This is a genomic window from Microcoleus sp. PH2017_28_MFU_U_A (genome assembly GCF_020738035.1).
GTDB lineage: Bacteria > Cyanobacteriota > Cyanobacteriia > Cyanobacteriales > Microcoleaceae > Microcoleus.
In genome coordinates this window covers 1-15,460 of the sequence record NZ_JAEQCX010000068.1, presented here as the reverse complement: position 1 = coordinate 15,460, position 15,460 = coordinate 1, and the positions used below count along the sequence as shown (strand labels likewise).

The 15,460-nt window shown below is 49.0% G+C and carries 4 protein-coding genes and 2 pseudogenes; 2 read left to right on the top strand and 4 right to left on the bottom strand.

Annotated features, from left to right (window positions below; all coding sequences use genetic code 11):
- Nucleotides 1–953: 953 nt before the first annotated feature.
- On the top strand, nt 954–8,750 hold the full coding sequence (locus JGK14_RS16890) for a DUF4347 domain-containing protein (protein WP_325315293.1): 7,797 nt from the start codon (nt 954–956) through the stop codon (nt 8,748–8,750).
- 389 nt (nt 8,751–9,139) lie between these two features.
- Here JGK14_RS16890 and JGK14_RS16885 read toward each other — a convergent pair.
- From JGK14_RS16885 to JGK14_RS16875, 3 genes and pseudogenes are all read right to left on the bottom strand, one after another.
- Nucleotides 9,140–12,214 (bottom strand): annotated as a pseudogene (locus JGK14_RS16885) (CHAT domain-containing protein).
- Nucleotides 12,214–12,648, bottom strand: a complete 435-nt coding sequence (locus JGK14_RS16880; protein WP_442921461.1) for a 4a-hydroxytetrahydrobiopterin dehydratase — start codon at nt 12,646–12,648, stop codon at nt 12,214–12,216. Before JGK14_RS16880 ends, JGK14_RS16885 begins: the two are co-directional and overlap by 1 nt.
- Nucleotides 12,649–13,419: 771 nt before the next feature.
- Entirely contained in the window at nt 13,420–13,974 is a 555-nt protein-coding gene (locus JGK14_RS16875) for an NUDIX hydrolase (protein ID WP_293182942.1), read from the bottom strand.
- A gap of 387 nt (nt 13,975–14,361) precedes the next feature.
- On the opposite strand from JGK14_RS16875, the gene JGK14_RS16870 reads away from it, so the two are divergent.
- A complete protein-coding gene (locus JGK14_RS16870; RefSeq protein ID WP_293218899.1) occupies nt 14,362–15,144 on the top strand; it encodes an AMIN domain-containing protein in 783 nt (260 codons plus the stop codon).
- A gap of 40 nt (nt 15,145–15,184) precedes the next feature.
- Here JGK14_RS16870 and JGK14_RS16865 read toward each other — a convergent pair.
- Nucleotides 15,185–15,460 (bottom strand): annotated as a pseudogene (locus tag JGK14_RS16865) (RNA-guided endonuclease IscB); the annotation flags it as partial.

Sequence of the window (15,460 nt, the reverse complement as noted above, 5' to 3'; positions counted from 1 at the left end):
GAACGCAGTCTCAAACCTGGATTGTTGTCACTAACTAGACTGCAAGTCATAAATTTTTAATCCGCCTCGTCGATACAGGGTATGCCGATTTCAATTAAATTACACCGCCCAAAAACAATGCAGACAAGCCCCCGACTCAAGTCGCGAGCAGCCCAAAATTTTAGACTTTAGACTAAAGTTCAAGCTCCCAGATTCATCTGGCCAGGAAATCTAAAATCTAAAATCTAAAATTGACTGACATAGATGGGAAACTGCCACCCTAATTTCGTTCATCCAACCAAGTGTTAGCTTTCAGAAATGGTAAATTTTTTCTGCCCATAAAGTGTATTAGACGATCGACAGAAAACCTCATCAAGTAATTTTTTGAGGCTCGCTGTTATTGTCTGCTGCGGGAGGTAAGATATCTCCTTGTTAAAGATACACCCGCTCACAGAAAGCCGAAGGCAAAATATCACCCGATAGATAGATTATTACCATTAAAACTGTCCTGTCTCAGCCCTCGCGCAGGCGATACAGCACTTTTGCTGGTTAATGAAGTAAAAAAAGTGATTTCGCTCCGAAACCGTCTGTTTGTCAGGGTTATGACGTGTTTCAGAAGTCTAATCGGCCGACATCAAATCGGCTGTATTTCCAATGCTATCCAATAGCAAGATAGCAGAAATTTATGCTGATGAAAATCGGCATATTACTCTTTTTAACAGAATACGGTTGAGTTAAGATCGATCGCCCTAACCTCCATTTAAAAAAAAGGGGGATACAAGAAATTCTCTTTCGTCCCCGCAACGATTCGGGGGATGGGAGGAATCTCCGGGGAAGAAACAGCACTAACTGAACCTTATTGCTTTCTAAAAGTCAAACAACAGAGCAACTCAGTCTCAATTAAGCCTTGTTAAGAGGTGATAATTATTACCTCTTAATGGGTATATTGTATACAATCAGCAAGGTATCAGACAATGAAAAGCATTGGCAACAAACCAATTTTCCTGAGTCAACAAAAAACAGTTGACACCACAAGCATTGGCAGGAAAAATTCCCGAACTACCGCAACTTATCCTCAGGAAAAACAAATAAAACAAGTAAAATCAGACTGGTCTTTCCTGTCTCCAAAAATTGGTGGTGGCGCGGAAATTGAACACCTAGAGAGAGAATTTTTGCGATCGCCCGATTCGGTGGGCCCCCGGAATGTAAAAAATATACTGTTCATCGATGCCAGAGTAGAGAATAGCGACAGCTTGGCAAGAGGAGCAACAGCGGATACAGAGGTATTTTTACTGGACTCGATCGCGGATGGAGTCGATCGAATTACTAGAATTCTTGCTAATTACAGCGATTTAGACAGCCTTCAAATAGTTGCTCACGGTCAAGAAGCCAGAGTACAACTGGGGTCAGTAGAACTGTGCAGCGACAACTTAGAAACCTACAGCCATTTGTTGCAGCAGTGGGGAAACTCCCTCAGCGAGAGAGGAAATATCTTATTATTGGCTTGCCGGGGAGCAGCCGGGGAAAGCGGCCGGGCCTTCGTGCGGCGACTCAGTGAAATTACGGGTAGAGAGATTGCAGCTTCCACAGGCTTGGTAGGGAGTGCGGCGCTCGGTGGCGATTGGGAATTAGAATTTGCGACAGGAGAAATAAGGGCCAGGATTGCCCTTGAGCAAAAGGTGCTGGAGGCATACAGCGGAGTCCTCGGTACCTTAGTCAACGAAACATTTAGGAACGCCACAGTCAGGGGGCCTTGGCTCTATGTAGGACAAGACGGCAAGGTATTCGACCCCAGCTCAGTCTTTGCAGCCAACGCGCAGAGAATTCCCGGTATCACCGGAGGAACTTCATCTGGGATACTTCCCGCCTTGGGTGGCGATGTACCAGGCCAAGGGGCTTTGAGATTGACGAGCAACGGTGTGGGACTGCCAGCCTTTGTTCTCTACGACAACCCCATACCCTCCACAGAGGGTCTGAAAATTACCTTCGATTTCTTTGCTTACAACGGCACTACTCTTCGAGGCCCAAACGGTTTTATCGCGGCACAGCCAGGGGACGGTATTAGCTTCTTCCTGATTGACGGGGCAGCCAGTCCTACAGAAGCAGGAGGCTTTGGCGGTTCTCTGGGCTATGCCCCCAACACCAATGGGGGCAAACCCGGACTGGTGGGAGGTTATTTGGGCGTTGGATTGGACGAGTTCGGGAATTTTTCCAACAATACTGACGGAGAAGGACGTTCAGGTCCAACTCCCCCTCCGATTCCTGGTTCCAGTCTAGATGCTTACAGACCCGATTCGATTACTCTCAGAGGAAGTCAAGCTAGCGGTTATGCATTTTTAACTAACGCTATTTCTCCCATAGGTATCGACAACATCCCCAAAAGTATTAGCTTTACTGATCTGATACCTCCTGGCGGTTTTGACTTCAATAATTCTGTCACTACCACTCGCGATGCAGCTAAAAGAAGCATTCAAATTACCCTAGCTCCCTCAAATTCAGCAACGCCCAACAGGCTCACCATTTCCCTAGACCTGAATAACGACGGCTTGTTCACGGGCCCGGGTGAAACTCTGATTGACATCGGCAATCTAGAAACTGCAAACGGAACGATACCGCCTAATTTCAAATTTGGTTTTGCAAGTTCGACGGGAGTTGCAAGCAACTTCCACGAAATTCGCAACCTCGCAATCGAGACTGTCAATCCTACTCCCACCATCTCTGCTGATGTGGCCACCATCAAAAGTGGCCCGCAGTTCATCAAAACAGGTGCTGGCAGTATTACCTACACCATCACTACTACTAACAAGGGGACATCGCCGGCTGAACAAGTTTTGGTTCAAGACGAATTGCCTCCGGAACTCGTTCCTGTCGGCGGAGCCAATCCCATTCGCCAGATCAGTGGGGGTGGCCTTTACTCAAGCACGACGCGGAACGTCACCTGGCCGAAAATTCCCGTTCTCGGTGTCAATCAAAGCGTCACCTACACCTTGTCAGTTGCTTTACCCCCAAGTCTAAATCCTGGCAGCAGCTTAACCAACACCGCATTCAGCAGTGCCAGCACTTTCGACCCCGATCTCAGCAACAACGACGGTTCAACGTTCATAGGCCAACAACAGACTACTATTTCCCCTACTGTTGCCGATCTCGTTACTACCAAAAGCGGCCCCGTCACTTCTGTGGCCGGGTCAACGATTACCTATACCCTGACCACAGCCAACCTGGGGCCAGACCCGGCTCTCAACGCGACTATCACTGACAGCATTGTTCCAGGTTTGACTGGAGTCAGCGCATCGGACAACGGCACTTACAATCCGGCTACAGGGATTGTCACCTTCCCGGTGCTGACATCCCTAGCCATCAGTACAACAGTTAACCGCACCGTCAGTTTCGTTGCTCCACCGACCCTTACTTCTATCAGCAACACGGCTCGCAGCAGCTCGGAGACACCCGACCCCTTTCCCCGCACCAACGACGGCAGTACCACCAATAAAGACGGCACTCCCACGAATTCCACTGTTGTCACGACTATTACGCCCAGCGCTGATGTGGTAACAATTAAGAGCGGGCCGACGGGTGCGCTGCCTGGAACCCCTGTCAGCTACAGAATTACGACAGTCAATAACGGGCCGAGCCAAGCAGAAGCCGTCACGATCGCTGACAGCATCATTCCGGGCTTGACGGGAGTCACGGCATCGGACGGTGGCACCTATAACGCAGTTACGGGGATTGTCAGCTTCCCTGCTGTTGCGATCGCCAGTGGCATTACAGTCAATCGGACGATCGGCTTTGTGCCCCCAGTCGCCCTCCCCTCAATCAAAAACACGGCAACAAGCTCCTCGGCGACTCCCGACCCCACCCCAGGAAACAACAACGGCACAAACCCTGAGTCCAGTGTCAGCACTACGCTCGGAGCTATTGCCGATGTTGTTACCACCAAAAGTGGGCCCACAGCTACTACGGCCGGTCGCACAATCAGCTACACGATCGCCACAGCCAACATCGGCCCGAGTCAGGCAGATGGCGTCACGATTACTGACAGCATCGTTCCCGGTTTGACGGGAGTCACGGCATCCGACGGCGGTACGTACAACCCAGTTACCGGGATTGTTACATTCCCTGGGATTGCACTCGCCAGTGGCGCATCAGTCAATCGGACGATCGGCTTTGTCGCCCCAGGTACCCTGACCTCAATCAGAAATACGGCTCGGAGCTCCTCGACGACTCCCGACCCGATCGGCACCAACAACGACGGCAGCACCACCAATCAAGACGGCACTCCCACCAACTCATCTGTTGCCACCAGCATCACGCCCAGCGCTGATGTGGTAACAACCAAAAGCGGCTCGACGCTCGCCATTCCCGGTGCCACAGTCAGCTACACGATCGCCACAGCCAACAACGGCCCGAGTCCGGCAGAAGGCGTCACGATTACTGACAGCATCATTCCCGGCTTGACGGGAATCACGGTATCCGACGGCGGCACCTACAACGCGGCTACAGGGATTGTCACTTTCCCGGGTATTTCGATCGCCAGTGGCGTATCAGTCACTCGGACGATCGGCTTTATCGCCCCAACAACCCTGACTAGCGTCAAAAACACGGCAAAAAGCACCTCGACGACTCCAGACCCAGCCCCTGGCAACAACGACGGCACAAGTCCGAATGCCACTGTCAGCACTTCGATCGGTGCTGTGGCCGATGTGGTAACTAGGAAAAGTGGGCCCGCGAGCGCCAATCCTGGAACCACAGTCAGCTACACAATTAGCACGGCCAACAACGGCCCGAGTCAGGCAGAAGGCGTCACGATTACTGACAGCATCATTCCCGGCTTGACGGGAGTCACGGCATCGGACGGCGGCACCTACAACGCAGCTACGGGGGTTGTCAGCTTTCCTGCTATTGCGATCGCCAATGGCATTACAGTCAATCGGACGATCGGCTTTATCGCCCCAACAACCCTGACTAGCGTCAAAAACACCGCAAAAAGCACCTCGACGACTCTTGACCCCACCCCGGGAAACAACGACGGTTCCGATCCTACTGCCACTGTCAGCACTACCCTCGGTGCTGTTGCCGATGTCGCAACAACCAAAAGCGGGCAGACGATCGCCACTGCTGGAACCACAGTCACCTACACAATTAGCACAGCCAACAAGGGCCCGAGTCCCGCAGAAGGCGTCACAATTACTGACAGCATCATTCCCGGCTTGACAGGAGTCACGGCATCCGACGGCGGGGTTTACAACCCAACCACAGGGATTGTCACCTTTCCTGCGATTGCGATCGCCAATAACCTTACAGTCACTCGGACGATCGGCTTTGTCGCCCCAGCTACCCTGACTAGCGTCAAAAACACGGCTCGGAGCAGCTCAGTCACTTCTGACCCCACCCCGGGAAACAACGACGGTTCCGATCCTAATGCCACGGTGACCACCACTGTCAGCACGACACCGCGCCGCAACATCCCCCCTACAGCAGAAAACGATAACGTCACTCTGGGGCGTAACAGCGCTGCCAGGCTCGCGAACTTGGGAGGAACAGACACAGACGGCACTGTGGTTTCCTTCACGATCGACACTTTGCCTCCAACAAATGAAGGCGTCCTATTTTTGGGCGACCCAGCTAACGGTGGAGTAGCGGTTACAGCCGGTCAAGTCCTGACGGCGGCTCAAATCAAGCAGTTGTTCTTCCGATCCACAGGCACTTTTACAGGGGCAAACTTTACCTACAGCAGCACGGACGATCGAGGAGATCGGAGTCCCGCAGCTACCGTTGCCCTAATTCCGCCGCAGTTCAAGGAACCGCCGGTACCAGTCAATACCAACTCTCCTGTGGCGCCGAACGCCACCATCAACCTCACGGGGCTGATAGCAAACGACCCGGATAGCCCGATCGCTTCTTACAAGATCGACACTCTGCCCCCGGCAGACCAAGGCGTCCTATTTTTGGGCGATCCGGCTAACGGCGGAGTGGCAATTACACCAGGTCAAGTCCTCACCCCAACGCAAATCAACCAACTATTCTTCCGGGCCACAGGCGCGTTCAGAGGGGCCAGCTTTACCTACAGCGCGACAGACACCACCGGGTTGCCCAGTCCGGCCCCCGCTACTGCCTCCCTGTTCCCGCCTCCGGTTAACCTACCCCCGGTTGCTAACAACGCCAGCGTCAGCTTGCTGCCCGGTAGCGCTATCAATATCCCCGGACTCGGAGGATCAGACGACGGCACTGTGGTTTCCTTCAAAATTGAGACTCTGCCGCCAACTAATGAAGGTGTGCTGTTCTTGGGCGATCCGGCCAACGGGGGAGTACGAGTTACAGCCGGTCAAGTCCTGACACCAGCTCAAATTACTCAGTTGTTCTTCCAGGCGGGCACCGATTTTAAAGGGGCAAACTTCACCTACAGTGCCACCGACAACCTCGGCGCTACCAGCCCGGCCGTTGCTACTGTCTCCGCACTGCCGATCGTACTTAACCAACCGCCGGTACCATTGAATGCCAATACCTCGGCGGCCCCCAGCAGCACGATTACCGTGCCCGGACTAGCAGGCCGAGACCCCGATCCGGGCGATACGATCGCCTCCTTCGACATCAAAACCCTGCCACCAATAGCTCAAGGTCGTCTGTTCTTAGGCGATCCAGCCAGCGGCGGAGTTCCAATTACGATCGGTCAGATCCTGACGCCTGCTTCGATTAACCAATTGTTCTTCCAGGCATCGGGCAACTTCACCGGTACTACCTTTACCTACGGCGTCACAGACAGCCGCAGCCTAGGCAGTCCCACTGCGGCAACTATCTCAATTTTGGCCGCACCCGTCCCGCCCACACCCACACCGCCCACACCCACACCGCCCACACCCACGCCAATTCGGCAACCGACGCCCACACCCACGCCGATACAGGCACCCACGCCCACACCGGTACCCACGCCCACACCAGACATCCCGCAGCCACCGACACCGACACCCACACCAACACCCCCGCCTATTTTCGGGCCAGTACCCGAACCTGATACGGGCTGCGATTGCACGCCCTTACCCCTGCTGCCTCCGATTACATTTATCCAACCGCAGGCAGGGCAAATACTCAACTTCGACTCTAACGCCGTAGAACTCACCGACATCCAAAACACGATCCTCGGCACTCCCGGAGACGACTATTTAGGCGGGAACGACACTAACGAACTGTTTCTTGCCGAAGCTGGGAACGACATAGTTTTAGGTGAAGACGGCGCTGATATTGTGTTTGGAGACCAAGGGGCAGACTTCATCGCTGCCGATAAGGGCAACGACATCGTTTACGCGGGCAAAGAAAATGATGTGGTGTTTGGAGGTAAGCAAAACGATCGCATTTTTGGCGATCGCGGTGCGGACTTATTGTCGGGCGATCGCGGTGACGATACGATCGTCGGCGACAACGGCAACAACATCGACTTGACTGGTAACGAAGCCGATCTGATTTTCGGTGGCGAAGGAAGGGACGCAATTGCTGGCAATCAAGGCAACGACATCATTTTCGCCGGCAAAAGCCCAGACATCGCCTACGGGGGCAAAGAGGACGACGCGATCTTCGGCGATAAGGGCCCTGATACCCTCTACGGCGATAGCGGGAACGATTCCCTGTTTGGTGGTGTCCTCAACTCCCTAGATAGCGACCCAGACGGGCAAGATTTGCTGTTTGGAGGCAATGGCAATGACATACTATTCGGCCAAGAAGGCGACGATACTTTGCTCGGTGGCAACGGCCGGGATTTGGCCTATGGAGGCAAAGGGGGCGATCGCATTTTTGGCGAAATTGCTTCCGACACACTCTACGGCAATCAAGGTTCTGATACCCTCGTCGGCGACTACGGTACTGCTGTTGGCACCACAATTGCTACTGATGAAGGCGACTTAATTTTCGGCAACGATAGCGGCGACATCATCGGCGGCGGCAGCGGTAACGACAGCATTTTTGCCGGCAAAGGCAATGACTTAGTTTACGGCGGCAAAGACAATGACCTGATTTGGGGCGAACTCGGTTCCGACACCCTTGTCGGCGACGAGGGAGAGGATTCGCTTTACGGCGGCTTGCAAAACGAATTCGTCAGCGACGCTAACGGCCGCGATTTGCTGTTTGGGGGCAACGGTAACGACTATCTCAACGGCGGTGAGAGTTCCGACTCTCTCGGCGGCGGAGAAGGCAACGATACTGTTCGCGGCGGCAAGGATGACGATTTGATGCACGGAGATGCCGGCGATGACTTGATGTACGGCGATGGCGGCAGCGATATTATGTGTGGCGATGATGGCAACGATACCATGTATGGCGATCGCGACGATAACCAGGATGTCTCGGTGGGTGCTAATGGCCAGCAAGAGTGCATGAGTGGCGGCAACGGCGAGGACTTGTTATATGGCAATGAAGGCCAAGATACTCTCAACGGCGATGACGGTAACGACACTCTCTACGGAGGGACAGATAACGACATTCTCAACGGCGGTTCTGGCGATGACTGGCTGTTTGGCGGTGCGGGCGAGGATACTTTAATTGGAGGTACTGGGAGCGATCGTTTTGTGTTAGATAGCAACAGCGGTATCGATACTGTCCTGAATTTTGAAGTAGGAATCGACAAGTTTGCTTTAGCTGGCGGTTTGAGTTTTGCTCAGTTGCAAATTAACTCGACGGCGAACGGAACTGTCCTGCAAATAGCCTCTACTGGGCAGGTTGTAGCTAATATTTTCGGAGCCAGTAATGCTATTACTGCTCTGGATTTTGTGACTTTTTCCCAGTAAACAGCAGCGCGCATTTAATGCGCCCAATTTGACCTAATATTGAGAAACCCGGTTTGCGAACAAACCGGGTTTCTCAATATTTAATTCGAGATTTGAGATTGGATATCAAATCCGGTAGCATCGGAATTATTACCCAAAGCCAGGACACGGCACTGCCGTGTCCCTACAATTAATCACGGTAGGGACACGGCAGTGCCGTGTCCTCTATATGATTCCGGTGCAACCGGAATTGATATCATATCAATTCCGGTTGTATCGGAATAATTTAACCGCAGAGAACGCAGAGGGCGCGGAGGCAGAGAATAGAGAGATGAATGATTCCGATGCTGACGGAATTGATATGAGATTTAAGATTTCACAATCCTCCATCTAATTTAATTTCACATCGATTACCAAGGACTACCAATCATTGTAAAAGCAGACCAAAAATAGGGATGAGTGAGATTTTGTGCAGCGAAGCTATCTTCCCCTAATGAGTTCCCGTTCCCCGTAGGGGTTCCCGAAGGGTAGGGTAGGGAATCGCCATTACCTGCCATTTCTCGGATGGCTTGCTGGCTATTTTGCCCTCCCCGTTTGGCTGCAACAAAAGGGCCCCACAAGACTCCATTTTCGATCCGAACTTGACCTTGGATCATAGCAATTTGCGCTGCTCTGAGAGCTTCAGCTTTGATCGGAGCTGTTTTTAATTGATGGTAAAACTCGCTCATCAATGCTAACGTACCTTCATCAGAAACATACCACAAACTCGCTAAAGCCGACTTAACTCCTGCTTGAAATGCCAAGCCAGCAAAACCCATTTCCGTTGTCTCATCTCCGAGTGCTGTGCGGCAAGCTGATAGTACCAATAACTCCACAGGTGGATTGTTCCACCCCAAATTTCTGAGTTGATCTAATTGCAGTTTTCCATCCCACAGTTGAATAAAAGAGTTGCTCGCTGCTCCCGGTTTAAACTCGCCGTGAGTTGCTAAATGAATTATTTGATAAGGATTTCTACTGCGTTGGAATTTCAGGTTGTTCAGGGTAAATTGTTCGTTCAAGAAAGATTTCCCCTGCCACAAATCTACAATAGTAGATAGTTCTATTGGCACTGCTGGTAGGGGATCTAACCGATCGAATTGAGCGGCTCCCATTGCTAAAACAGAGGCATTTTGTAGCGATACATAGCGGGTATCGTTCAACAGTTGACAGTTGACAGTTGACAGTTGACAGTTTGAGAGCAACCTCTACCTAGAAGGAAGAGGATTGGAGTAATGAATAGTCTGATTTTCATTTCTCCCTCAAAGGGTTCCGGCTTTCAACCAATTCTTTCTGGTAAGGGAAATAGCGGGTATTAGACTGAGAGAATATTTTTCTACCAGGAATTGTTTGCCGTCATAAAGAGCAGATAAGGGGAGACTCCGCAAACCGGTATCCAGTGAAAATAACAGCGTATTGATATTTTGTTCCTGCAAGTCTGTTTCTAAAGGTGCAATCAGCAAACTATAAAGTTTTTGAGCGGATGCTTTGTAGCTGGTGGTGTTCAGATTCCCAGGATTCAAGATTTCTGCGCGGAATTCCGTTGCTAGTTTGATGATGCTCTCCCGATTGGCTTCCGGTACGGTTTTTCTAATCGCCGAACCTTCGGGAGAGAACAGTAATAATTCTACTCGATCGCTAAATAAGTTAATATAAATAATTGCCGATCTCTTGCCTGTTTGCGAGGCAACTTTGAGCAAAGTTTCGCGGATATTTTCAGCGCCGAGATTGGGATTGGTAAAGCCATTCCCAAAATAATCAGCATATTTCTCAGCTCGGTTTCCATCTAAAGATAGCATGGAATTGATGTTAGCAATTGCCTGCATATTTGCCGAAGGATTCGCTACACCACTGGGAATATTCGGGACGCCGGGGGGCAGATTCTGCCCGAGGCGGGCCCGCATTTGAGTTATATTGGGCGCAGCGGACATCGGGGGATTCCCGGGAAGATTGCGAGCATCAATTACCTGAATGTTGGGAGCCAGTGTTGGAGCTTTGTTAGGATTAATCTGTTGGTTGATAATAAAATTTGGCTGGCTACTGGTAAAAATGGAAGTGCGATCGATATTCCCATTTGTCGGCAGGTTATTAATAATCTGGCGCGCAGACAACAGCTCCATATTATTCATCATTGGCACGGAAAAACCTCTAGGAATAAGCTGTTGGTTTATAGGAAAATTTGGCTGGATATTGGGTACCAGAGCATTTTGCAGATTGTTACCCTGTTTCACAATTTGAGCGACTAAATTGGGAGGAATCTGAATATTATTAGGAAGAAAATTTAAATTAGCCGTATTAGGTTGTGGAGACATCACAACATTAGTATTATTAGGAGTGACATTGAGATTTGCGGTATTAAGCTGTGGAGGCATATCGTCCTTATTGTCATTAACAGGCGGATTGGGATTGCTCGTATTAGTAGTTTGTGGAGCGCTGGCGCCATTATTAGTATTAGCAGCCGGATTGGGATTGTTGGTATTACTAGGTTGTGGAGATGTTTGAGCTGTCCCGCTGTTATTTTGTCTTAAATTATTAGGAGGGAGAGTTTGCGAGGCAGATCTGGTTAATTGAACGCTACCGTCACTATTAACAGCAACATCTGAAGCATTATTAACTTTTTCACCCTTACCTGTCAGCAATTCGGGAAGAGTTGCAGATGAGTTTTCGCTGGATGTATTGGGATTTTCCCCTTGAGAATTCAATGCTTGGCTGCTGACTTCTATACTGAGCAAATATCCTGGTTGGCTGATACGGACAACACTTGGGCTTGTTACTGAAAGGATGTTAATTGTACCTCCCAGTGCTGTAACTTGACCTGTATTTGTAACCCTGCCACCGAGTAAAGTTATATTTTCCCCTGGTTTTACCGCCAAGTTGCCGCGATTCACAATGCTGGCAGGTGTCACATCCGAAAATACAAAACTGCTGGGATTTCCTGTTAAATTCAGATAGTTGTTAGAACCGATCGCGTTCAAAAAATTATTGCCAAACCCCATGCTATTAGCAGTGGTAGCAGTAAAGGATGCGGGTACATTTAACTGAGAATTACTGCCAAAAATAATACCCGCTGGATTGATTAAAAACAAATTGGAATTGCCACCGCTAACTTGGATCGAGCCATTAATTATAGACGGTTCTCCGCCAACAACTCGCCCTAAAATATTTTGGATGTTAGGATTGGAAATAAAATTCGCTGTTTGATTTTTGTTCAAGCCAAACCGTTGGAAACTCTGGAAAAGATTAACCCCATCTCCCGATAGTTTACCACCGCTAATATCGATTCGATTTCCTTGAGGGACGATGGTAGTACCGGTGCCGTCATTCGCGGGGATAACCGATTGCCCGAAAGCAGCCGTTTCCCCGAGGAATAAGCAAAATGATAAAATTAAAAACAGCTTTTTTGCTTGACTTTTTGCTTGATTGTTGGCGATTTGGTACAGTAAAATCATTATCCAGAACCTTCCACTACTAAACAAACATTTCCGGGCATCCAGTCGCTGACTAATTTAGAGATTGTCTCGGCTAGATCGAAGTCTTGTTGTGTCAGCGCCTCTGCATCGTGAGTTGTGAGACTTATCGTGACGCGGTTGTAAGCAATAGCAATATCGGGATGGTGGCCAGCTTTTTCTGAGGGGGAAATCAGACAATTTACAAAACTGACAGCTTCGACAAAATTTTTAAATTCGTGCGTATATTTAATAGTTTTACCTTCTCTAGTCCAATTAGGCAAATTTTGCAAGCGCTGAGAAACTTCCTTTTCGCTTAAGGGTTTGAGTTTGCTATTTTCATAATTTTGTGCTACGAATTTAGAGGATATTGAGCGATAAGCGGGTGCAACCTGTTCGGCTGTTGGCGGGATTCTATCAGACGAAGCAAGAAGCAAGAAAGACGAAGCAAGAAGGAAGAGGCAAGAAGGAAGAGGCAAGAGGAAAGAAGGAATCAGGAAGTTTAGCAATGATTTTGTAATCGATGTCAGTGATTGAAGGAAGATGCAAGAAGCCAAAAAGACGAAGGAAGAGGGAATCAGGAATCAGGAAGTTCGGCAACGGATTTTGTAATCGATGTCAGTGATTGAAGGAAGATGCAAGAGGGAATAAGTAGGCTGCGTCGCTACAAGAATTCTGGCTATTTACAATTATGGCATAGCGGCGCACCTTACTAGGATACTCTCTCGGAAATGACGATCGCAACTAATGACTGCTGACTAATGACTAACAGACATCTTCAATAACTCTCAATATCTTTCCCCGCTTGGTTTCTGGCGGTTGGTGCTTTAAGGGATCGATCGCTAGAAACCAACGCTTCAATACTACAAACCGTTTTTTAAGTAACCGGACACAATTAATTGCACAATCAAAGGGCAGAAATTACTAATTTACAAGCTTGGCGAGCGATCGTAGTGTAATTAATTTTATCATTAATAAATAAAGGTACGTAGTTGGGCTTGAGCCTCCTTTATCTATACGTCTAAAGAGGGCTGAAGCCCAACTACGTACCTATCTCTCTCTCCCCATAATAAAACTACCATGCTTCGATCGGGGGATGCGAGGGGATCTCTTGGAATTTCTTATTCAAAGCGTATTGCAAAAAAAATCTTAGTGAGAAAGGCAAGTCCGCATCCAAGAAAGGACTAAAGTCCTCACTACAAACCCAACTAATGTTTGTTTAAAAAATCTAATCCTAAAAAAATAGCTGCGATGCTTCCAGCTACACAAATTTCTCGATTGGTTATTTTCAACAAAACTTCTGAAATGGGTACTAAAACTACTTCAATATCTTCTGTAATATCCAATTTAATTTGGCTGGCAAGCTTGACATTTTTACCAAGGTATAAGTAAATAGAATTAGTGTCTTTTACGGGATTGTCGTATAAAACTGCTAGTTCCAAAATTTCTTCAGCAACATATCCGGTTTCTTCAGCCAGTTCTCGGGCGGCAGCAGCTTTGCCACTTTCTTCGGCAGGATTGAAACTCCCAGCCGGGAGTTCGAGTAAAATTTCGCCGACGCCATGCCTGTATTGACGCACACATACAAGTTCTTGCTGTTCTGTTACCGCAAATATTAGGGCGATATTGGGTCGGACATTAATAAAAAAGTCGTCGATAATTTGTCCGCTTGGCAATTCTATTTCATCTTGTCTGACTTGACACCACTTGTGGTTAAGCACGAAGCGCGATCGCAGTAATTTCCATTTAGTTAAATTTTTCATATTATTGAATTCTTCATAAAACGCGCACGACTAATCTTTCTTCGGCTGCTTGTGGTGTAACACTGTTCTGATCGGAGATTATTACACGGAAATTCAATGAAAAATAGACACTCTTGTTTGCTTCGTTCCTCTCTTCGGACAATCTTGGTTGAAGGGTAAGGAAAAGAAAAGAAGGATGAATGCGTATCTGTTGGCATTCGGGATTAGGCAGAAAGTGTTAACTTCCAATTTTTCAATTACCCATTAATGCTAAACTTTCAGCGTTAAGCTACCCTTGCGGTTAGTTGTACTGCCGATCGCACCTATCCCGATCGCAAATCGCCCGCAACACCTCTACCAAAAAAAATTATCCTCAAAGCTAGTTAAAATCTCAACTTTTACACAGCCATGCAATACAAAAAATTACCACCGAAATTTTGGACAGACTTACACAAACTAACACCTAAGTGTCTGGTACCCTCATTTTTAGGCTCTGTGTCGATCGCCCTGAGCATAGCAGCAACCACCACAGTTGCGACACTCCAAATCGCACAGCAACCAGCCAATGCTTCTACAGTCACGAGTTGGCGGTTCGATCCAGCCACAAATCAGCTAGAAATTACTCTCCCAGAGGGCAAAACTCCCACCTATTCCCTACTCAACCCGTCTCAAATTGCTGTGGATTTGCCCAATACTCCGATCGCCGTTGATGCAACTCAACTATACCCGCAAGGCAATGTGCGTTCCGTGGCGATAATTCAACTGCCATCAGGAAACGCGAGAATTTTGGTAAATTTGGCTCCCGGAGTGGCTTTCAACGGTGAACAAATTAAATTTCAAAGAGTCGGGGTAGAAAATCGCTGGGTGTTGCGTCCCTCGATCGAGCCTGCTTCCTATCAAGCAACTCTCGAAACCCAAACACCGCCTGCAATCCCAGTACCACCTAATCCGCAGTCAGCCGATTCTAACTCAACTCCTGCCAAAGCGTCTGTCCAACCTGCCTCGGCTGAGGTTATAACTTACGAGCAAAACTCTTCGGGGATGTCAACTCCAAACGACCAAATCCGACCGATAAATGTGCCTTTGGTCAGGGTTCCGGTTAACAGACGGGAGGGGGTAAGTTCTGCCCCTGTACGCCGTCCTGCTGCTTCCTGGGAGCGGATTATCGATTTTGGTCAACCGCTTCGCTAATACTCGCTTGGAGTCGATCGGTACGCCTCTAATCATCGATTTAGCGGACAAGAGTGGAAAACCCATACATATAACCATCATTGCGGTGAACAGTTTTGCAGTATTTGTGACGCACAGGGCTAATTTTTTCCCAAGCTGTCCTCAAATCAAAGACTCCACTCTCTCTAACTGCCAGCCTACCAACGTGAGTACCTGCAAATTTCCCGATCGGCAAAACTGCTTTCACCATATCTCCAGTCTGGAACCCAAAAAAAGTCTTGCACCTGGTTCTGTGTTTGCTGGGAAACCCATATTTATTGGGCGTACACATCTGACG